Annotated in this window: 19 protein-coding genes, 1 tRNA gene and 1 other annotated feature; of the genes, 7 read left to right on the top strand and 13 right to left on the bottom strand. The window is 38.8% G+C overall.

Features of this window, described 5'->3' with window-relative positions:
• Positions 1-57 precede the first annotated feature (57 nt).
• Together AC6H0A_RS05555 and mutH are read left to right on the top strand one after the other, a co-directional pair.
• Positions 58-597, top strand: coding sequence for a methylated-DNA--[protein]-cysteine S-methyltransferase (locus AC6H0A_RS05555; RefSeq protein WP_005641651.1), 540 nt, complete (start codon positions 58-60; stop codon positions 595-597).
• The gene (gene mutH, locus AC6H0A_RS05550; protein ID WP_005641650.1) at positions 594-1,265 is read left to right on the top strand and encodes a DNA mismatch repair endonuclease MutH; all 672 of its coding nucleotides are present in this window, start codon (positions 594-596) and stop codon (positions 1,263-1,265) included. The genes AC6H0A_RS05555 and mutH overlap by 4 nt, the downstream gene beginning before the upstream one ends.
• Before the next feature lie 18 nt (positions 1,266-1,283).
• Here the strand turns inward: mutH and AC6H0A_RS05545 are convergent, their stop codons facing one another.
• The 6 genes from AC6H0A_RS05545 to znuC form a co-directional block, all read right to left on the bottom strand.
• On the bottom strand, positions 1,284-1,901 hold the full coding sequence (locus AC6H0A_RS05545) for a MarC family protein (protein WP_005641649.1): 618 nt from the start codon (positions 1,899-1,901) through the stop codon (positions 1,284-1,286).
• Positions 1,902-1,981: 80 nt separating this feature from the next.
• The gene (gene tilS, locus AC6H0A_RS05540) at positions 1,982-3,277 is read right to left on the bottom strand and encodes a tRNA lysidine(34) synthetase TilS (RefSeq protein ID WP_005641648.1); all 1,296 of its coding nucleotides are present in this window, start codon (positions 3,275-3,277) and stop codon (positions 1,982-1,984) included.
• Positions 3,277-4,143, bottom strand: a complete 867-nt coding sequence (gene pdxY, locus AC6H0A_RS05535) for a pyridoxal kinase (RefSeq protein ID WP_005641647.1) — start codon at positions 4,141-4,143, stop codon at positions 3,277-3,279. The genes tilS and pdxY overlap by 1 nt, the downstream gene beginning before the upstream one ends.
• A gap of 73 nt (positions 4,144-4,216) precedes the next feature.
• Entirely contained in the window at positions 4,217-5,164 is a 948-nt protein-coding gene (gene accA, locus AC6H0A_RS05530) for an acetyl-CoA carboxylase carboxyl transferase subunit alpha (RefSeq protein ID WP_005641646.1), read from the bottom strand.
• Positions 5,165-5,252: 88 nt separating this feature from the next.
• Positions 5,253-6,038, bottom strand: coding sequence for a zinc ABC transporter permease subunit ZnuB (znuB, locus tag AC6H0A_RS05525; protein WP_005633994.1), 786 nt, complete (start codon positions 6,036-6,038; stop codon positions 5,253-5,255).
• Positions 6,038-6,844, bottom strand: coding sequence for a zinc ABC transporter ATP-binding protein ZnuC (znuC, locus tag AC6H0A_RS05520; protein ID WP_005641645.1), 807 nt, complete (start codon positions 6,842-6,844; stop codon positions 6,038-6,040). The genes znuB and znuC overlap by 1 nt, the downstream gene beginning before the upstream one ends.
• A gap of 177 nt (positions 6,845-7,021) precedes the next feature.
• Between znuC and mepM the strand changes: the two genes are divergently transcribed.
• Positions 7,022-8,488 (top strand): murein DD-endopeptidase MepM, encoded by a 1,467-nt coding sequence (gene mepM, locus AC6H0A_RS05515; RefSeq protein ID WP_005641644.1) that lies wholly within the window; start codon positions 7,022-7,024, stop codon positions 8,486-8,488.
• Positions 8,489-8,610: 122 nt separating this feature from the next.
• Complete coding sequence (locus tag AC6H0A_RS05510; RefSeq protein ID WP_005641643.1) at positions 8,611-9,567, top strand: sigma 54-interacting transcriptional regulator; 957 nt, start codon at positions 8,611-8,613, stop codon at positions 9,565-9,567.
• An 11-nt stretch (positions 9,568-9,578) separates the two neighbouring features.
• Here the strand turns inward: AC6H0A_RS05510 and hflX are convergent, their stop codons facing one another.
• The 3 genes from hflX to rluC all read right to left on the bottom strand — a co-directional run bounded on the left by hflX (position 9,579) and on the right by rluC (position 12,290).
• The gene (gene hflX / locus AC6H0A_RS05505; protein WP_005641642.1) at positions 9,579-10,940 is read right to left on the bottom strand and encodes a ribosome rescue GTPase HflX; all 1,362 of its coding nucleotides are present in this window, start codon (positions 10,938-10,940) and stop codon (positions 9,579-9,581) included.
• 14 nt (positions 10,941-10,954) lie between these two features.
• On the bottom strand, positions 10,955-11,230 hold the full coding sequence (hfq, locus tag AC6H0A_RS05500; protein WP_005641641.1) for an RNA chaperone Hfq: 276 nt from the start codon (positions 11,228-11,230) through the stop codon (positions 10,955-10,957).
• A 91-nt stretch (positions 11,231-11,321) separates the two neighbouring features.
• Positions 11,322-12,290, bottom strand: coding sequence for a 23S rRNA pseudouridine(955/2504/2580) synthase RluC (gene rluC / locus AC6H0A_RS05495; RefSeq protein WP_179230898.1), 969 nt, complete (start codon positions 12,288-12,290; stop codon positions 11,322-11,324).
• Positions 12,291-12,701: 411 nt separating this feature from the next.
• On the opposite strand from rluC, the gene rne reads away from it, so the two are divergent.
• Positions 12,702-15,515: a ribonuclease E gene (gene rne / locus AC6H0A_RS05490; RefSeq protein ID WP_070046993.1), complete on the top strand. Its 2,814-nt coding sequence runs from the start codon at positions 12,702-12,704 to the stop codon at positions 15,513-15,515.
• A gap of 151 nt (positions 15,516-15,666) precedes the next feature.
• Positions 15,667-15,756, top strand: a tRNA-Ser gene (locus tag AC6H0A_RS05485).
• A 50-nt stretch (positions 15,757-15,806) separates the two neighbouring features.
• On the opposite strand, the gene priC is transcribed toward AC6H0A_RS05485, so the two are convergent.
• From priC to gloA, 4 genes are all read right to left on the bottom strand, one after another.
• On the bottom strand, positions 15,807-16,394 hold the full coding sequence (priC, locus tag AC6H0A_RS05480; RefSeq protein ID WP_044232791.1) for a primosomal replication protein PriC: 588 nt from the start codon (positions 16,392-16,394) through the stop codon (positions 15,807-15,809).
• Positions 16,395-16,426: 32 nt separating this feature from the next.
• Positions 16,427-17,779 carry a Na+/H+ antiporter family protein gene (locus AC6H0A_RS05475; RefSeq protein WP_005641636.1) on the bottom strand — a complete coding sequence of 451 codons (1,353 nt, stop codon included), beginning with the start codon at positions 17,777-17,779 and terminating at the stop codon, positions 16,427-16,429.
• A gap of 102 nt (positions 17,780-17,881) precedes the next feature.
• Positions 17,882-18,003 (bottom strand) — a sequence feature (His leader region).
• 94 nt (positions 18,004-18,097) lie between these two features.
• A complete protein-coding gene (gene rnt / locus AC6H0A_RS05470; RefSeq protein WP_005641635.1) occupies positions 18,098-18,787 on the bottom strand; it encodes a ribonuclease T in 690 nt (229 codons plus the stop codon).
• Between the two features lie 74 nt (positions 18,788-18,861).
• The gene (gene gloA, locus AC6H0A_RS05465; RefSeq protein WP_005641634.1) at positions 18,862-19,269 is read right to left on the bottom strand and encodes a lactoylglutathione lyase; all 408 of its coding nucleotides are present in this window, start codon (positions 19,267-19,269) and stop codon (positions 18,862-18,864) included.
• A 237-nt stretch (positions 19,270-19,506) separates the two neighbouring features.
• Here gloA and pgtP point away from each other — a divergent pair, with 237 nt between their 5' ends.
• On the top strand, positions 19,507-20,835 hold the full coding sequence (gene pgtP / locus AC6H0A_RS05460) for a phosphoglycerate transporter protein PgtP (RefSeq protein WP_044232788.1): 1,329 nt from the start codon (positions 19,507-19,509) through the stop codon (positions 20,833-20,835).
• The last annotated feature ends 42 nt before the right edge of the window (positions 20,836-20,877 follow it).

The raw sequence follows: 20,877 nt of genomic DNA, 5'->3' as shown, positions 1-20,877 counted from the left end.
TAATAAAGCACACTCCCACACGAAGTGTGCTTTTCTTTTATAAAAACAAGGCGAAAAATGACCGCACTTTATTACACTTATTACCCCTCGCCAGTCGGACAACTTTTGATTTTATCTGATGGCGAAAATATTACACATATTGATTTTGAAAAAGAGCAATATGAGCCTAATCCCAAATGGCTCAAGCAAGATGAATTGCCTGTTTTTCAAAAAGTGCGGTTGGCTTTTGAACGATATTTTAATGGCGAAGTTGAGCGTTTTTCAGACATTCCCTTAAAGCCAGAAGGCACAGTTTTTCAACAAGCAATTTGGCAAGCCTTGCGTGAAATTGATTATGGCGAGCTTTCAAGTTATGGTGAGCTGGCGTTACGGATTAATAATCCTAAAGCTGTTCGTGCAGTGGGAGGTGCGGTAGGGAGTAATCCGATTAGTATTATTATTCCTTGTCACCGTATTTTAGGCAAAGATTGTACTTTAACTGGTTTTGGTGGTGGCTTAGAGGCAAAACGTTTTTTATTACAGCTAGAGAAAATTCCCTATATTGATAAAGGCACTGAAAACACTAAGCCTCGCTTTTTTAAGAAATATCACGAATGATCCCACAAACCGAACAAGCCTTATTAGAAAAAGCACAATCTATTGCGGGGTTAACCTTTGGCGAACTTGCAGATGAGTTAAATATTCCCGCTCCACCAGATTTAAAACGCGATAAAGGTTGGGTTGGAATGTTGCTTGAAACCGCTCTGGGGGCGACTGCCGGCAGTAAAGCAGAGCAGGACTTTTCCCATTTAGGCATTGAATTAAAAACCTTACCCATCAATGCCGAAGGTTTTCCGTTGGAAACCACGTTTGTGAGCCTTGCGCCCTTGGTGCAAAACTCAGGGGTAAATTGGGAAAATTCACACGTTCGTCATAAATTATCGAAAGTCTTGTGGATTCCCATTGAGGGCAGTCGAGACATTCCTTTGCGTGAGCGCCATATTGGCCAACCTATCTTATGGCAACCTTCGACTGAACAAGAACATCAATTACGCCAAGATTGGGAAGAGTTGATGGATTATATTGTGCTCGGAAAGTTAGATCAGATTACGGCGCGTATTGGTGAAGCCATGCAACTGCGCCCTAAAGGCGCAAACAGTAAAGCTATTACGAAAGGCATTGGTAAAAATGGGGAAGTGATTGATACCTTGCCACTGGGCTTTTATTTACGGAAAGAGTTTACTGCAGGTATTTTGAAGGCGTTTCTAGATAATAAAAATGGGTGAATAATCCCCCATTTTATTTTACGCAACTTGTATGAAGAAATCTTTTAATCCGACTAATATATTATTTACGGCCACTGTTGCCAATATTAATCCCATCACACGGCTAATGATTGCGGCTCCAGCGTTTCCAATAATATGTTGAATGCGATTTGCCGCAAGGAGCAAGAAGTAGGTAATGAGCAGCACGATTAGCATAATGCCACCAGTGATGATTTGCTCGGTAAGATTAAAACGATGATTATCAGTTAAAAGTACGATTGCCATCATTGCACCTGGCGAGGCAATAGAAGGTACTGCGAGGGGATAAACAGCAATTTCAGTAATGTTTGCTTTTATTTTCATTTCTTGTTCAGGCTTACTGTCACCAAAAATCATAGTTAAGGCAAATAAGAAAAGCACCAAACCACCAGCAATTTGGAATGCGGGAAGGGGCACTTGCATAGCTTCAAAAAGAATTTGTCCACCAATTAAAAAGAAAAGCAAAATGCCTGCTGAAATCACAATGGCATTACGCACAATTTTACGGCGCTCTTCTAATGAAAAACCAATAGTTTTCGAAAGGTAAACTGGTATAGAACCGATAGGATCGATAACTGCCCAAAGTACGACAAATTGCACGATAAGAGAATCAAACATAGACTTTTCCGATTAAGATTGTAAATGGTAGCATTTTATCAGATTTGATTATGAAAATGGGATCATTTTTAAATGAATTTTTATACCTCCATTTTTTCATGAAAAATACGGAAAAAACCTACCGCACTTTGTAAAGTCTCACCATAAAAAATGAGTGGAATACGATTTCGTTGCCAAGGTGGAACGCCGAGCTCTTGCCAGATTTTTTTCATGGTTTCGCTAGGGCGATTATGTTGACGTTTAACTTTGCCAGTATAAGCAAATCGTATTTGAATTGGATCTTGTGTATTGGCAAGTTGAACCCGTTTTTCGTTCCAATTGACTAAAATGCCTGTCGCATTGTGGGCCGCACAAATTGTTCCAAGGTTATCAGGCAAGGTAATATGTTGATTTAACGGCATATCAAGACAAGTTTGCGACAAATCAGCAAATTTCCCCGTTAAATAGAGACATTGTTGATAACGGCGAATAATATGTTCCCCAAGTTGAAATTGTGGGGAGGCATCCGCTTTAGCCTGAATAACATCATCAATAATATGCATTAATTGAATCTGCGTTGGCATGGCAATCTGATTTTTAGCCAGCCACATTCGCAAAAGTGCAGTTTGTTTTTGCGATGAATAGTCTAGAAAGTTTAGGAGCGAAAACTGTTTTGGATCCTCAAAAATATGCTGTTTAAAGTAGGTCTGCAATAATTCATTAATCAGTTGCTGTTGCTCAAAACAATGTTGTGCGGCACGCTGAACAGCATGATCAAAATGCCCCCAGCGTTGGCGTAATTCAGGCAAAATTTGGTTGCGTAAGAAATTACGATCATAATGATTATCTTGATTGCTTTCGTCTTCGACCCAAGACAAATTTTCTTGCTGAACGTAATCTTCTAATTCACTTCGGCTAAAAGAAAGGAGTGGACGCAGAATAGGCATCCCGAATAATTGGCTTTCTTTTTGCATAGCACCCAAACCCTGTAATCCTGCGCCTCGTTTTAATGCGAGGAAAAAGGTTTCAGTTTGATCATTCAAATGATGTGCAGTAACCAGATATTCGTCAGGTTGAATATGTGTTGAAATGGTCTGATAACGGGCTTCTCTTGCACCAGCCTCAATACCATCATGCATTTCCACTTTAACTTTTTCAATAATAAGTGGAATCGCAAATTGTTCACAGAGTTGTTGGCAATGAGCCGTCCAAGCATCCGCATTCGGGCTTAATCCGTGATGGATATGAATAGCTCGCAGGCTTAAGTGCGGTCGTTTTTCGCTGAGTTTTTTAACTAAAGAAAGCAGTGCAGTGGAATCCAAACCACCGCTAAAAGCGATGAGAAGCTTATTTGCGGTGGTTGGGATTTGTGCTTGGAATAATGAAAAAAGATCCATTAGACAACTTTAACAGCTTTGTAGTTTGTGCTTGGATTTAAGATCTCAAAACGTGCAGCAATCGGTTGGAGTTCGTAAGATTTCAAATCAAACGTGGTTTTCATCACACCCGCCACCGCATTATTCATTTTTTCAAAAGCTTCAACATCGTTACCACAGTTTAAGTAATGCGCCAAGAAAGTCCCCGCAATTAAATCACCCACACCAACAGGTTCAAAGTTAAATTTATAAAGCGGACGGCTTAAATGCCATACACCTTCAGGTGTCGCCATAATGATTTCAAAGGTATCAGGATCATTCAGTTTACCTGCAACCCCTAGGTGTTTGATCAACACTTTTTTCACACCTTTGGCAACTAACGCATTAGCTGCTTTCAGCACATCGTCAAAGGTGTTGATAGGGAAATCAGAAAGTGTACGAAGCTCTGAAAGGTTTGGTGTCATGATATCTGCGCGCGGAATGGCTTTTTCAATTAAGCGTTCGCGTACACCATCGGCTACTACGCAGACTTTTTCTGCATTTGGCATCACTGGATCGCATAAGTAAAGTGCATTTGGGTTACGAGCTTTGATTTTTTCTAAAGCATAGATAATTTGGTCAACTTGTTCAGCTGAACCTAAATAGCCAGAAAGCAACGCATCACATTCTTGCAGTTTTCCAATGGCATCCAAACCGTTAGCAATTTCACCGATTTGTTCTTGTGGAATCACCATTCCAGTCCATTTGCCATATTGGGTATGGTTAGAGAATTGCACGGTATTTAATGCCCATACATCGATGCCTAACAACTGCATTGGAAAAGTCGCGGATTTGTTACCCGCAAAACCATAGACCACATGGGATTGGATCGAAAGTACATTTTTCATTGTGTTTGCTCCTTTGTTGTTATATTTAGATCAAAAAAGAGCGACAAAAATCACTGCTCTTTTATAATGCCAGTTAGCAATAACCGTAAGACATTAAACGTTCATAACGTCGATTTAATAATTCTTCTTTATTTAGTCCATCGAGCTCTGCTAAATCTTCTTTTAAACGAAGTTTTAAGTTTTCAGCCATTTTCGCATAATTGCGATGTGCGCCGCCTAAAGGTTCTTGTACAATGCTATCGATGAGATTTAATTCTTTCAAACGGCTTGCAGTTAATCCCATTACTTCAGCTGCTGTTGATGCTTTTTCTGCACTTTTCCAAAGAATAGAAGCACAGCCTTCTGGCGAGATAACAGAATAGGTCGAATACTGTAACATATTAACTTTATCGCCCACGCCAATAGCTAATGCACCGCCCGAACCACCTTCACCGATAACAGTACAAATAACGGGAACGGTAAGCTGTGCCATTTCGCGTAAGTTACGAGCAATAGCTTCCGCTTGACCACGTTCTTCTGCGCCGATCCCCGGATAAGCCCCTGGTGTGTCAATAAATGTGATAATTGGCAATTTAAAGCGTTCAGCCATTTCCATTAAACGTAACGCTTTACGATAGCCTTCAGGTGCTGGCATACCAAAATTGCGTTGTACTTTTTCTTTTACAGAACGGCCTTTTTGATGACCAATCACCATAACTGGGCGACCATCTAAACGTGCAAGGCCGCCAACGATCGCTTTATCATTAGCAAATGCGCGATCACCTGCAAGTTCTTCAAATTCAGTAAAAATATGTTCGATATAATCTAATGTATAAGGGCGGTTTGGATGACGCGCCATACGTGAAACTTGCCAAGCATCGAGGTTAGCAAAGGTTTTTTTAGTGAGTTCGTTACTTTTCTTTTGTAAGCGTTTGATTTCATTAGTTAAATCAACTTTATCATCCGATGCTGCGCGTAATGCTTCAATTTTTGCTTCTAATTCTGCAATCGGCAATTCAAAATCTAAATATTCTTGGCTCATTTTCTTATCCTAAAAAGACCGTAAAAATTGACCGCACTTTATCAAGAATTAAACTGTGGCGCAAATGGTTTTCACTGGTTGGGCAAGCTTATAATCGCTCTTTTTTGAAGAGTGATAAGACAAATAAAAATGCGGAACAAATGACAACGGAAGGCCCTGCAGCGGTATCATAAAAGGCTGATAATATTAGCCCAGCTATAATCGATAACATACTGACTACAATTGCCCATCCCACCATAGATTCTGGCGTTCTCGCAAAGCGACGAGCGGTTGCCGCAGGGATTATTAATAACGATGTGATTATTAATGCACCGACAAATTTCATGCTCAAGGCAATAGTTAACGCTGTTAATATCATCAAAATAAAACGCATTTTTTTTATATTAATACCTTCAACTTGCGCAAGTTCTGGCGATACGGTGGTGGAAAGTAAGGATTGCCAAAAGTAAATTAATGTTGAAAGCACAATTATCACGCCAATACCAATATAAATTAAATCGGTATAATTAATTGCGAGCAAATCCCCAAATAAGTAACTCATCAAATCTACTCGTACATTTTGTAGTAATCCCACTGTCACCACTCCGAGAGATAAGCAGCTATGGGCGATAATGCCGAGCAAGGTATCAATAGAAAATTGCGTATTGCTTTCTAACCACACCATTGCGATAGCAAGAATCAAGGTCAGCACGACAATCGCAATGTAAGGATTGACTTGTAAGAAAATGCCTAATGCCACACCGAGTAAGGCAGAATGAGAAAGGGTATCGCCAAAATAAGCCATTTTCCGCCACACCACAAATACGCCAAGTGGCGCGGTAATAAGCGAAAGCAAAATGCCTGTTAAAAGGGCAGGAAATAAAATCTCAAACATTATTTATCCTTATTTTTACAATGCACTGCTGATGAATTACAACCGCATACATCACCGTGTAAAGTGTGGTGATGATTGTGATGATGGGTATAAAAGCCGACATTTTGTGTGAGCTGATTTCCCCATAAACGCATAAATGTAGGATCATTTGAGAGAACATCAGGCGTACCTGCACAGCAAATATGTTGGTTAATACACAATACTTCTTTGCTATCCGCCATCACAATGTGTAAATCGTGTGATACCATCAATACGGCACAATTTAATTTTTGTTGGGTTTGATGAATGAGCTGATAAAGCTCTGCTTGACCAGTAATGTCTACGCCTTGGGTGGGTTCGTCTAGCACAAGTAAATTTGGTTTATTTAAAATTGCGCGCGCCAATAATACGCGTTGCATTTCACCGCCAGAAAGTTTTTGCATATTACTTTTGCGTAAATGTGAAATCGAAAGTTGCTCAAGTGCGGTGGATATTTCTTGTATTTTAAGACCTTTTTTTAGCGAAAGGAATCGCTCAACCGTAATAGGCAAACTATGATCCAAATGGATTTTTTGTGGTACATAACCAATGCGAACATTTTTACTATAAATGACTTCGCCAGAAGTGGGCGTTTGTAGTTTTAATAAGGTTTTTAATAACGTTGATTTGCCGCCACCATTTGGCCCAACAATAGTGATAATAGAATTCGGATAAATATTTAAATTAATATTTTGTAGTGCAGTTTTTTGTGCGAAAACCACATTGATATTTTTTAATTGAATGAGCGGTTGTGGTTTTTGCTCGTTGTGAATGGCTGTGATATTCATAAAATCGCCGTGTTTTCAACAATGGTTGGGGAAAATAACGCATTTTTATAGAATTCTCAAGGTTTTCTACCCAATGTCGAATATTTAAGCGTTTGAATAATGCTTTTCCCGTAGAAATGAATTTTCTTTATAATATGTAGTCTCAATGCTGAAAACTTTTTTATTTTAGGAATCCTTGTGCAACACGTAAAATTAGCTAGAGATAGAAGAAAAAAACGCTCTCGTATTAAAGAGGGAGTGTTTTTTATTGCTATTTTACTGATTTTTTCAGGGATTTTACTCACTCTAAAAGATAATTCAGAACATCATGATTCATCGGAACAAGTCATTCCAGCGGTGGTGGATAATGTTGAATATCAATCATTAAATACTTCAAATAAACAAGAAGAAAAAAATGCACAAACTTCAGTAGAGCATCAGACAACAGAGCATCTCAATGATGAAGATGCAACATCTTATGATGATGAATTACAGGCCAAAGATGATGAAGTTGATGAAGTGAAGCCTTCAGATGAACTGGATAATTTGCCGCAAAATGCACAAGATGCATTAAGTGGTTTATTAGATGCTGCCGATCAAGCAATTCGTATTACTGATCAATTTAGCCATACAGTGACGCGTGGCGATAGCTTAAAAGATGTATTGGAACTTTCTGGTTTGGAAGATGATACCGCACAGCGTTTAATTGCTGTGGACGGTGAGTTGGTAAATTTGAAAGCGAGTCAACAGTTCTATTGGATTTTAGATAAAAATGATGAACTAGAATATTTAAATTGGCTTGTATCTGAAAAAGAAGAACGTATTTATGAACGTATTGAAGGTGGCAAGTTTAAACGTCAAGTTATTGAAAAAACAAGTGTTTGGCGAAAAGAAGTATTAAAAGGTGAAATTAACCGGACGTTTGCGGCTAGCTTAAAAGATCAGGGATTGGATAATCGTCAAATCAACCAATTAACCACTGCACTTCAATGGCAAGTGAGTATTCAGAAATTGAAAAAGGGGACTAAATTTGCAATTTTAGTTTCTCGTGAATATTTAGGAGAGAAACTCACAGGTCAAGGTAATGTCGAAGCATTACATATTTCATCTGGAGGTAAGAGTTATTATGCGGTTCAGGCCGCGAATGGTCGTTACTATAGCCAACAAGGAGAAACCTTAGGTAAAGGTTTCGCGCGTTATCCATTGCAACGCCAAGCGCGCGTTTCTTCACCATTTAATCCAAATCGTCGTCATCCAGTAACTGGGCGTGTACGACCGCATAAAGGTGTGGATTTCTCAGTTTCTCAAGGTACACCGATTATCGCACCAGCAGATGGCGTAGTTGAAAAAGTGGCATATCAGGCTAGAGGGGCTGGACGTTATATTGTTATGCGTCACGGCCGAGAATATGAGACTGTTTACATGCACTTAAGTAAACCGCTTGTTCGCGCAGGACAAGAAATTAAAAAAGGTGAGCGAATTGCACTTTCTGGTAATACCGGAATTTCAACAGGACCACATTTACACTATGAATTCCATATTAATGGACGGGCGGTCAATCCGTTGACGGTTAAATTGCCTGGCACAAGTAGTGGAATGGGAACTGCCGAACGTAAACAATTCCTTGTTCGTGCACGTGAAGCAGAGCGAATGTTAAAGTTATAGTCATATAAAGTGCGGTCAAAATAGACCGCATTTTTATTTCTTTTGATATGTAAAATAATATTTACACTTTTATGTAAACAAATTATCATAATCACATATTATTTCTCTCATATTTTCGATATATGATAACCTTCAAATTTGATCCTCAAAAACCTTTCGATTGTTTTATTGTGCAAAGTGAATCTATGAGAAGTGCGGTTGAAAACGCAAAACGTTTTGCTATGTTTGATGCGCCTTTGTTAATTCAAGGTGAAACTGGGACTGGAAAAGATTTGTTGGCGAAAGCCTGCCATTATCAGAGTTTACGTCGAGATAAAAAATTTATCGCAGTAAACTGCGCGGGTTTGCCTGATGAAGATGCGGAAAGTGAAATGTTTGGTCGAAAAGTCGGAGACAGTGAAACTATTGGTTTCTTTGAGTACGCAAATGAGGGAACTGTATTACTAGATGGTATTGCTGAACTTTCATTGAGTTTGCAGGCTAAATTATTGCGTTTTTTAACAGATGGATCTTTCCGTCGAGTGGGAGAAGAGAAGGAGCATCATGCAAACGTGCGAGTGATTTGCACATCACAGGTTCCACTCCATTTGCTTGTTGAGCAAGGTAAAGTTCGTGCTGATTTGTTTCATCGCTTAAATGTTCTTACTCTTAATGTTCCAGCATTACGCGAACGCATGGCTGATATTGAGCCACTGGCACAAGGTTTTTTAGAGGAAATCAGTGAAGAATTAAAAATTGCAAAACCAACCTTTGATAAAGATTTTCTTCTTTATTTGCAGAAATATGATTGGAAAGGGAATGTTCGTGAGCTTTATAACACTCTTTATCGTGCTTGCTCTCTGGTACAAGATAATCATTTAACTATCGAAAGTTTAAATCTTGCTCCGACACAAAGTGTGGTGATTTCTTTGAATGAATTTGAAAATAAAACCTTAGATGAAATCATCGGTTCTTATGAGTCGCAAGTCCTAAAATTATTTTATGCAGAATATCCAAGCACGAGAAAATTAGCTCAACGTTTAGGCGTTTCCCATACTGCGATTGCGAATAAATTGAAACAATATGGAATTGGAAAATAATTTTCTATAAATTAGGTATTATCAGAGTGTATTTTAATATCAGCTAATCTAGAAAACTGCTTACATAACTTTAACCACATAATTTTATCAATCTGTACGTCTAACAAGAATTCTCCTTGTTCAGAAATTTGTTCATAGCGTACACAATCAAGTTGATAAAAAGCATGGCGAAGTTTGCCTTCGTATGGTTGTAAAATTAAAGAAAGAGAAAGTATTTCGTTTTTTAACCGCACTTTAATGGCTTCAAACAATAAATGAATACCCAGATCATCTTGCGCGGAGAGATAGACTGCAACAGGCTGGTTTTCATCATTGTATTCGATATGCGGTACAGCATTTTTCAACAAATCAATTTTGTTATATACCAATAGAACAGGCACTTCTCCTGCACCAATTTCCTCTAGTACATCATTGACTGCATCAATATTTTCTTGTTTTCGCGAGTCAGACACATCAATCACATGGAGTAATAAGCTGGCTTCTACCGTTTCTTGTAAAGTCGATTTAAAGGCTGAAACAAGATCATGCAGAAGATGTCGAACAAATCCTACCGTATCCGCTAAAATTGCCGTGCCTACATCTTGAATCTGTAATTTTCGTAAAGTTGGATCTAAGGTTGCAAAAAGCTGATCTGCGGTATAAACCTCTGCATTGGTTAAACGATTAAATAAGGTTGATTTTCCTGCATTGGTATATCCAACAAGTGAAATCGTCGGGATATCTGCTTTTTGGCGTGTTTGGCGATTTTGATTGCGCTGTTTCTCCACTTTTGCCAATCGATTTTGTAATTGAGAAATGCACACTTTAATCAAACGACGATCCGTTTCTAATTGAGTTTCACCGGGTCCACGTAATCCTACCGCGCCTTTTTGTTGATCTAAGCCTGTTTTTCGACGAACTAATCGAGTGGATAAGTGTTTTAGTTGCGCAAGTTCAACCTGTAATTTCCCCTCATGAGAACGCGCTCGTTGGGCAAAAATATCTAAAATGACGCCAGTGCGATCGACTACTCGACAATGACATAAACTTTCTAAGTTACGTGTTTGTGCTGGGGTTAATTGATGGTTAAAAAGCACAACATCAGCATTATGTGATTGCACTGCATCTGCAATTTCTTGAGCTTTTCCCTCACCTACAAAATATTTAGCTTGAGGAGTGCTACGACTGGTGGTGATAGTATCCAGGACATCTACATTGGCTGAATCAGTGAGCAGTAAGAACTCTTGTAGATCGTCAGTATTTTTATCTTGTGCAAAGAAAACGTGAACCACGATGGCGGTGTCACGAGTATTTTCAGATTGTTGAGATGAAGAAAGTGCGGTTGAAATTTCCTGAGAATTTTCAACCGCACTTAATAAATATTGATTATCCATTGATGGAGCTGTGATTATTCTGCTTGAGTTTCCACGCTTTCAACGGCTTCAGGTGTTGCTACATGATGGCTGCTATTGTGATGAGAAACAGAGCGAGCAGGCACAACGGTTGAAATTGCGTGTTTATATACCATTTGGTTCACAGTGTTTTTTAATAAAATCACGAATTGATCGAATGATTCAATTTGACCTTGAAGTTTGATCCCGTTTACAAGGTAGATTGATACAGGAATGCGTTCGCGACGAAGCGCATTTAAATAAGGATCTTGTAAAGATTGTCCTTTTGCCATTTTGCTATCCTTTGTTGTCGTTATTATGAAATTTTGGTGATAGAAACGAGTTGTCTCTGCTCGCAAGTGTAGCAATAAACACAAATATTGTCTATTTGCTTTCCCGTAACTTTTGCAAAATTGCTTTCATTTTATGATCTAGTGGTGCATTGAAGCGTAGTGTTTCACCATTTTTAGGGTGCTCAAATCGAATTGAAAAAGCATGTAAGAACAAACGGTTCAATCCCAATTCACTCATTTGTTTATCAAAATCTTTATCACCGTATTTATCATCTAATGCAATGGGATGTCCGGCATATTGTGTATGTACACGAATTTGATGTGTTCGCCCTGTTACTGGTGAGGCCTTCACGAGCGTAGCATTTGTATAGCGTTCTTCAATGCTAAATCGGGTTTCAGATGGTTTGCCTTGCTCGCTGACACGCACAATGCGTTCTCCGCTGGATAATTCATTTTTCAAAAGAGGTGCTTGAACAACTTTTACATGGGATTGCCATTGCCCACGTACTAACGCTAAATAATCTTTTTGAACGGTTTTGACGCGAAGTTGTTCATGCAAATTACGTAATGCTGAACGTTTTTTAGCAATTAATAAAATGCCTGATGTATCGCGATCCAAACGATGAACCAGTTCTAAAAACCGTGCTTCTGGACGCAATGCTCGCAGGGCTTCAATCACACCAAAATTTAAACCACTCCCGCCATGCACAGCGATTCCTGAAGGTTTATTTAAAACAATCAAACAATCATCTTCAAACAAAATTTGATTTTCAAGTACGGTGACTTTATTGAGATTTTTTGAAATCGACGCATCGTTTTTTTCAGCCACACGCACTGGCGGAACGCGAACAATATCACCTGTTTGCAGTTTATATTCTGGCTTAATCCGGCCTTTATTTACCCGCACTTCGCCTTTACGCACAATGCGATAAATTAAACTTTTAGGCACACCTTTGAGTTTTACTAATAAATAATTATCGATACGTTGACCGCTTTCATCTTCACTAATTGTCAGCATTTTTACTGATGAATTAATGATTTTTTCGTTTTGTTCTGTCATCTTTTTTCCTTTTGAAAATTGGCGCGAATCATATCACAAAGGCACTATTAACGTAACTCTATGAACGTAATATTCACCTTGCTAATTAATCGTTTTCTATGGATAATAGAGCGTCTTTTTGCGCCTAAGAATTTGCGTAAAAAAGGATAAGTTTTGTTGGTGAAAACTCAATGCGGCAATCGGCATAAGACATTGATAATCAACATTTTTCTTAAAATAAATTAGCCGCTTACAACGCGTGCGGAATATCGCATTGTTTTATAAAGCAAACGTTTATGCTTAATAACGTTATCAATGCACCCAGCAACATACAGTCGTGAGATTGACTGGCGCGAGAAACACGAGGTCGATAACGAAGCAAAGTGCGGTTTATTTTGAGGTTTTTTAAAATATTTAATAAGAGAATTGACAATGAAAAGAATGTTAATCAATGCGACTCAAAAAGAAGAGTTGCGTGTAGCGCTTGTTGATGGACAGCGCTTATTTGACCTGGATATTGAAAGCCCAGGACATGAGCAAAAAAAAGCGAATATCTACAAAGGGAAAATTACTCGCGTTGAGCCAAGCTTAGAAGCGGCTTTTGTAGATTATGGTGCAGAACGTCACGGTTTTTTACCATTAAAAGAAATTGCTCGTGAATATTTTCCCGATGATTATGTTTTCCAAGGTCGTCCGAATATTCGCGATATCTTGAGCGAAGGCCAAGAAGTTATCGTTCAAGTTAATAAAGAAGAACGCGGAAACAAAGGTGCAGCCTTAACCACTTTCGTTTCTCTTGCGGGGAGTTATTTGGTCATTATGCCAAATAATCCGCGTGCAGGTGGGATCTCTCGTCGTATCGAAGGGGATGAGCGCACTGAATTAAAAGAGGCATTAAGTTCATTAGATGTGCCTGAAGGCGTTGGGTTAATTGTTCGTACTGCAGGTGTAGGTAAATCTCCAGAAGAGTTGCAGTGGGACTTAAAAGTTTTACTTCACCATTGGGAAGCGATTAAACAAGCATCTCAAAATCGTCCAGCGCCTTTCTTGATTCATCAAGAAAGTGATGTAATTGTACGTGCTATTCGTGATTATTTGCGCCGTGATATTGGTGAGATTCTTATTGATAGCCCGAAAGTATTTGAAAAAGCAAAAGAGCATATCAAACTTGTTCGCCCAGATTTCATCAATCGCGTGAAACTTTATCAAGGCGAAGTACCTCTTTTCAGCCACTATCAGATCGAATCTCAAATCGAGTCGGCATTCCAACGTGAAGTGCGTTTACCTTCTGGCGGTTCAATCGTTATTGATGTAACTGAAGCCTTAACTGCTATTGATATTAACTCCGCGCGTTCTACTCGTGGTGGCGATATTGAAGAAACGGCATTAAATACTAACCTTGAAGCGGCAGATGAAATTGCTCGCCAATTACGCTTACGTGACCTAGGTGGTTTAGTTGTTATCGATTTCATTGATATGACGCCAGTTCGTCACCAACGTGAAGTGGAAAATCGTATTCGTGATGCCGTTCGCCAAGATCGTGCTCGCATTCAAATTAGCCGCATTTCTCGTTTTGGTTTGTTAGAAATGTCGCGTCAGCGTTTAAGTCCTTCATTAGGTGAGTCTTCACATCACATTTGTCCTCGTTGTCAAGGAACAGGTAAAGTGCGTGATAACGAATCTCTTTCCTTGTCTATCTTGCGTTTAATCGAGGAAGAAGCGTTAAAAGAAAACACCAAGCAAGTGCATACGATTGTGCCTGTACAAATTGCCTCTTATCTTCTTAACGAAAAACGTAAAGCGATAAGCAATATTGAAAAACGTCACAATGTAGATGTCATTGTTGCGCCAAATGAAGCAATGGAAACACCGCACTTTAGCGTTTTCCGCTTACGCGATGGCGAAGAGGTGAATGAATTGAGCTATAACTTAGCGAAAATTCACTGTGAGAAAGATGAAAGTACCGAGGAATCTCTTATTTCTCGTAACGTGGAAACAACCGTTATTGCTGAACAACCCGCAGTTGAAAGTGCGGCAGTGGCGCTTTCTATTTCTGAAGCAGCTCCGACTCCAGTTGAGCGTAAATCGAATGAACCGTCTTTGTTAGCGAAAATTATCGCGAAGATTAAAGGCTTGTTTGCTTCTGAATCCGAAGAAAATAAACCGAAAAATAACCGCACTTCGCTCAATTCTAATCGTAATCCACGCCGTTCACAGGAGCGTCGTACTTCTCGTCGACCACGTTCTGAAAATAACGAAACGGAAAGAACCGAAGAACAAATTCGTAATGTCCGTGAGCGTAATCAACGCCGTCCGCGCCGTAACTTAGTGGAAGAAAGTATCACTGAAAGTGCGGTAAATTCTACACCGGTTTTTGAGGCTCAGGATGAAAAAACTGAGCAAGTGACTCAACGCCGTCAACGTCGTGATTTACGTAAACGCGTGCGCGTTGAAGATAATGATGTGGCTGTTGAAAATAACGAAAGCATTGCTGAACAAATACCAGAAGTGGATGTTGTCGAAGTTCAGACCGTTCAAGATGATGAAAAACCAGTTCGTCAAAACCAAGAACGTTCTGAACGTCAAGATCGTCAACGCCGTACTCCACGTCATTTGCGTGCAGCGAATAATCAACGTCGTCGCCGTAATCAAGAGCCAAAATCGCCAATGCCATTATTTGCTGCAGTGGCTTCACCTGAATTGGCAAGTGGAAAAGCTTGGGTGGACTATTCAACAGTGAACGCTCAGAAAGAAAATAATTTCTTATCTGTGGATGAATTGCTTGAGCAAGAAAAAACTAAAAAAGGTTTTATCACGCCAGCAATGGGGATTGTTGTTGAAGAAAAATCTCTTGAAGTAAAACCAGCATTAGATTTTATTACTCAGCCAGCTAATGAATCTGTACAGAAAAAAGTACAAGAATCTTTAGAGCGTTTAAATTCTCATAAACCTCAAGAAACTGTTGAGTCTATTGAGTCAACGATTACCGTAAATGAGCCTGAAATTGTAAATGAGCCAACCTTTGTTCGTACTTATGAGTTTAATGGGCGTTTAGGTACCATTTCTTCAGTGACTCATACAAAAGCGGAGATGACTTTGGCGAAAGCGAGCGATGAAATGCCTCAGCCATTCCCAATTATTGAATGGCAAGATTCTCGCTATTATTTTTACGGTAAAGGGGCGGCAGGACACCACTGTGCGATTAGCCATGTATATTCTGAGCCTACCAGAGCAAAATCAGAGTAATTTAAAATAAAAAATTAGAATTGGCGTGATTTTTATTACGTCAATTCTTTTTATTTTGGACTGCAGTAAAAATAATCACTTGATAAAAACGAGATGATTTCTGCTTGACGGTCTTTCTCAAAAAACGTATTATGCGTGCGCATTAAATCACGGAGGAATGGTCGAGTGGTTGAAGGCACCGGTCTTGAAAACCGGCGAGGGTTTACGCCCTCCTAGGGTTCGAATCCCTATTCCTCCGCCATCAACTTTTAAAAGTTAACTAATTCGAGAGAATTAGTTTTTTATTTCTCATCATCTATTTTCCGTGTTTTCACGGTTTTCTAATTCTTCCTTAAACACCAAATATTCTTCTAAAAGATCGATTGCATCTTGGCATTTCTGTTGACGTTTTTTATAACCTTCTGCAAGTTGAGCATAACGTATTTTTTCATCATTATTTTTTTCTGCCTGTGCTAAATCTTTATATTGTTGATAAAGCTTATTCAAGCGTTCTAATGCTTCATAGTATTTTTCCAACCGTTCTCTTGGCGGTAATTTATGAATGCTATGTTGAGATTTTTGAATAGGTCGTTTAGTTGTTGTTTGGGATTCCGTTAGATGAGTATTCTTGCGAGCTAAAGCTTCCGAAAGAACGGAACATTGAGCGAGTAAACGCTCTGCCAGAAAATTATAGTGATTAAGATCGTTAGATTCTAATGCCTTTATTCTATCTAGTGTTTGATTGATTTCCTTTAGATAAAAGGAAGCATTCTGTCCATTTTCACTGAACAAAGTGCGGTCAAATTTGGCGAAGATTTTTTCTTCTCGTTTGGATAAATGAGCTTGATAAAGTCGCTGAACTTTTTGATCTAAGATCTGGATAAGTTGTTGAATGGCCATAAAAAATCCCCCAAGTCGGGGGATTATAATCGTTAAAGGTACATTGCTGCAATCCAACCAAACGCTAATAATGGAATATTGTAGTGTAGGAAGGTGGGTACAACAGAGTCCCAAATGTGGTCGTGTTTACCATCCATATTTAAACCTGATGTTGGGCCTAAGGTTGAGTCAGATGCTGGGGAGCCAGCGTCTCCTAATGCAGCCGCCACACCAACGATAGAAACGGTGGCTAATGGTGAGAAACCAAAAGATAAACAAAGTGGTACGTAGATAGAGGCAATGATTGGTACCGTTGAGAATGATGACCCAATTCCCATTGTAATCAACAATCCGACAAGTAACATTAAGAATGCGGCCAAACCTTTACTTTGAATCGCACCATTACTTAAGCTTTGAACTAAATCTGTTACACCCGTTGTTGCATTAATCACATTAGCAAAACCAGATGCCGCAATCATAACAAATCCAATCATTGCCATTAAACGTAAACCTTGTTGGAAGATATCGTTACTTTCTTTCAATTTGAAAATGCCAAATATTGCGAAAATGACTATCCCAACTAACCCACCAATAATGGTTGAACTTGTCACCAACTGTGTTGCGAAGGTCGCTACAATGGCGATTAAACTTGCAGTGATTTGTTTTGGTTTTATGTTTGCGATGTGTGCTTCAATTTCTTTTGTGGTTGGCTCTTGAATAGTCACATCATATTCTCTTGGTTTGCGATAAGTGATGAATATTGCGGTGAGTAATCCTAAAATCATGCCAATTACGGGTAATAACATTGCAAGGGATACTTGAGCTACATTTGTTTGTAAACCAAGAGACACACCTGCTTGATTGATATTTTTTACCAAAATACTTTCGATAAAGATTTTACCAAAGCCAACAGGAAGTAACATATAAGTTGCGGTTAAGCCAAATGTAAGTACACAGGTTACAGCGCGACGGTCTATTTTTAGACGATTAAAAATAGAAAGTAACGGCGGCACGACAATCGGAATAAAAGCAATGTGTACAGGAAGTAGGTTCTGTGAAGAAATGGCGAATAATACCAATACACCAAAAATTAAATATTTAAACCAAGTTAAGTTGCTAGAGCTTGGTGTTTTATTCATTTTAGTGATGATCTTATAGGCAATTAAATCGGTAATACCTGATTTAGAAATCGCAATCGCGAATGCACCAAGCATCGCATAGTTCATTGCGACTTCTGCGCCGCCACCTAAACCTCTGGTGAAGGTTTCAATTGTTTTGCTTAAACCTAGACCGCCACAGAGTCCAGCAGTGAGTGCGGCAATAACTAACACAATAATCACGTTAATACGTAGCAAACTTAGTGCGAGTAAAACGATAATCGAAATAACAACGGGATTTGTTAACATTGTATTTTTCCTTGTGAATTAAATGGTGAATACTTTACTTTAAAATTTTTGATTGTCGAATAAATAATGATGTCGTTGCATGATGACTCCTGTGTTGTAATAAAACAAAACCCCTCGAAAGTTGCCTTCCGAGGGGTAAGATTTTTATTATCCTGTCAGCTCGGAAGAAATCTTCCAAGCACACCAAAAACCTGAAAGATTATTCAGTTGAATGGTGATGATGGTGACGACGGATAATGTTCATTTTTTATCTCCAAATAAGAATTGCTTTTAAACTACTGGAAAAATAAAACTATTGCAACCACTTTTTTATTTTTCTTAAAGTGCGGTCTCTTTTTCAGTTGTTTTTTCCTGTTCTAGTTCAGAAGCAATATGCGGGAATCCCTCGAGATCTTTTAAATGATTCACCATATAGCAAAATAATTCTGCTGTACGTTCAGTATCATAGAGCGCAGAGTGTGCTTGTTTGCCATCAAAAGGAATTTTTGCCGCTTGGCACGCTTTGACGAGTACCGTTTGGCCAAACATAAAACCGGCAAGCGTTGCGGTATCAAACATCCCAAAAGGGTGGAATGGATTGCGTTTTACACCCGTACGTTCAGCCACCGCCATCACGAAGCTTTGGTCAAAAGCCGCATTATGTGCCACGATGATAGAACGCTGACATTCTGCATCCTTTTGTCCTCGACGCACCATTTGGAACAATCCCGTGATCGCATCTAATTCAGATACGGCACCACGCAATGGATTGTGAATATCAATTCCATTAAATTTGAGTGATTCGGGATTAATATTCGCTCCTTCAAATGGTTCAATATGAAAATGGCATTTTTGATCAGGTTGTAAATTGCCATTTTCATCCATTTTTAAGGTGATTGCCGCAAGTTCTAAAAGTGCATCTTTTTTTGCATCAAATCCTGCTGTTTCCACATCAATAATAACGGGAAAATAGCCACGAAAACGGTTTTTTAATTGATAGTGATAAGGAATTTCTGATGAATTGGACATATTTTATCCTTTAAAATAAATAACGCAGGTAACCTTGCGTTATAAAAGAGCGAAAAAATCAAGCGCACTTTTAATTAATTGCCTAGACCAGATTTTGAACTTTTATTTTCGATAAATTCAATTTTATAGCCATCTGGATCTTCAACGAAGGCAATAACGGTTGTACCACCTTTAACTGGGCCTGGTTCGCGAGTCACTTTACCACCACTTGCACGAACTGCTTCACAAATAGCATAAATATCATCAACGCCGATAGCAATATGTCCATATGCTGTACCTTGTTCATATTTATCTACTCCCCAGTTGTATGTTAATTCAATTTCAGCTGCACTTTCGCCATCTTCGTAACCTAAAAATGCAAGCGTATATTTATATTCCGGGTTTTCACTCGTACGTAATAAACGCATACCCAAAACATCTTGATAAAATTTAATAGAACGCTCTAAATCACCTACTCGAAGCATTGTGTGTAAAATTTGCATCTTGTTTTCCTCTTTAGTTATTGGAAGGGGTATTATAGCATAGAAATTTTTAAATAAACTTATAACCTAATCGATCATAAAAGTTGGAACGCTTCAGATAATTTAAATGAACTAATCATTTGGAGTAATTTGAGTTTTGTTTGAGATGAAACTATGCTAGTATTCTTTGTGTTGTCATAGCATAGTATAGCTATTTCAACGATATAATTAATTGTAAATTATTATAGGAGAACAATGATGTTTTCATTTTTAAAAGCCTCTCCTCCAGTGCCAAGAATTGAAAGTTCTAGAACTGATGCCGAGTATAAAAAATTACGTTGGCAGGTCTTTTCTGGGGTATTTATCGGGTATGCGGCTTATTATCTTATCCGTAAAAACTTTTCTTTAGCGATTCCTTATCTTATTGATGAATATAGCTTTACTAAGGCTGATTTAGGTACAGTAGGTGTAGCGTTATCACTGACTTACGGTTTTAGTAAGTTCATTATGGGAAATATTTCTGACCGAAGTAATCCTAAATATTTTATTACTATTGGTTTATTAGGTTCTGCATTAGTGAGCTTAATTTTCGGTTTAGTGCCAGGTGTATTGTCCTCTATTCCACTGATGATTGTTTTAGCTGCATTAAATGGCTGGTTCCAAGGAATGGGATACCCGCCAGGTGCAAAAACAATGACTAACTGGTTCTCAGTTTCTGAACGTGGTGTGTGGTGGAGTTGGTGGAACGTATCGCATAATTTAGGTGGTGGTTTAATTGGGCCATTAGCTTTACTCGGTTTGTCGATTTTCGGCGTATGGCAATCTTTATTCTATTTACCGGCCTTAATCGCCATGGTATTGGCATTTATCATGTTCTATTTAATGCGTGATACACCAGAATCGCAAGGGTTACCACCAGTAGATGAATGGAAAGGTGAAAAAATCGTAGAGAAAGTTGAATCAGCTCACACGCTTTCTTCTAAAGATATTTTTATGAAATACATCATTAATAATAAGTTCTTATGGGCGATTGCACTGGCGAACGTATTTGTGTATTTCATTCGTTACGGCATTATTGACTGGGCGCCAACGTATCTAAAAGAAGTGAAACATTTCTCTGTAGACAAACAAAGTTGGGCGTATTTCCTTTACGAATATGCAGGTATCTTTGGTATGCTTGCTAGCGGTTATTTAAGTGATAAAGTGTTTAAAGGCCACCGTGCACCACCTATGTTATTATTCCTAACTGGTGTATTAATCGCGATTATTGTTTATTGGAAAAATCCAGAAGGCAATCCACTCGTAGATAATATTTGTCTTGTTGCTATCGGTTTCTTAATTTATGGTCCAGTAATGATGATCGGGCTTCAAGCAGCAGACCTTGTGCCACGAGTGGCAACAGGTACAGCGACAGGCTTAACGGGATTATTCGGTTACTTATTAGGTTCTGCGAGTGCGGGCTATGTGATGGGTAAACTGGTAGACTTATTTGGCTGGGACGGCGGTTTTTATGCTTTGATCGTTTCTTGCTTCTTAGGATTTGGTTTTATTGCCTTTACCTTACTTCATAAGCCGAATGCGGCGTAATTAAGATTAATTACATACAAAAAGTGCAGTCAAAAAACATAA

This window comes from Haemophilus sp. THUN1692, from assembly GCF_059704395.1.
This window is presented reverse-complemented; position numbering and strand designations above follow the sequence as displayed.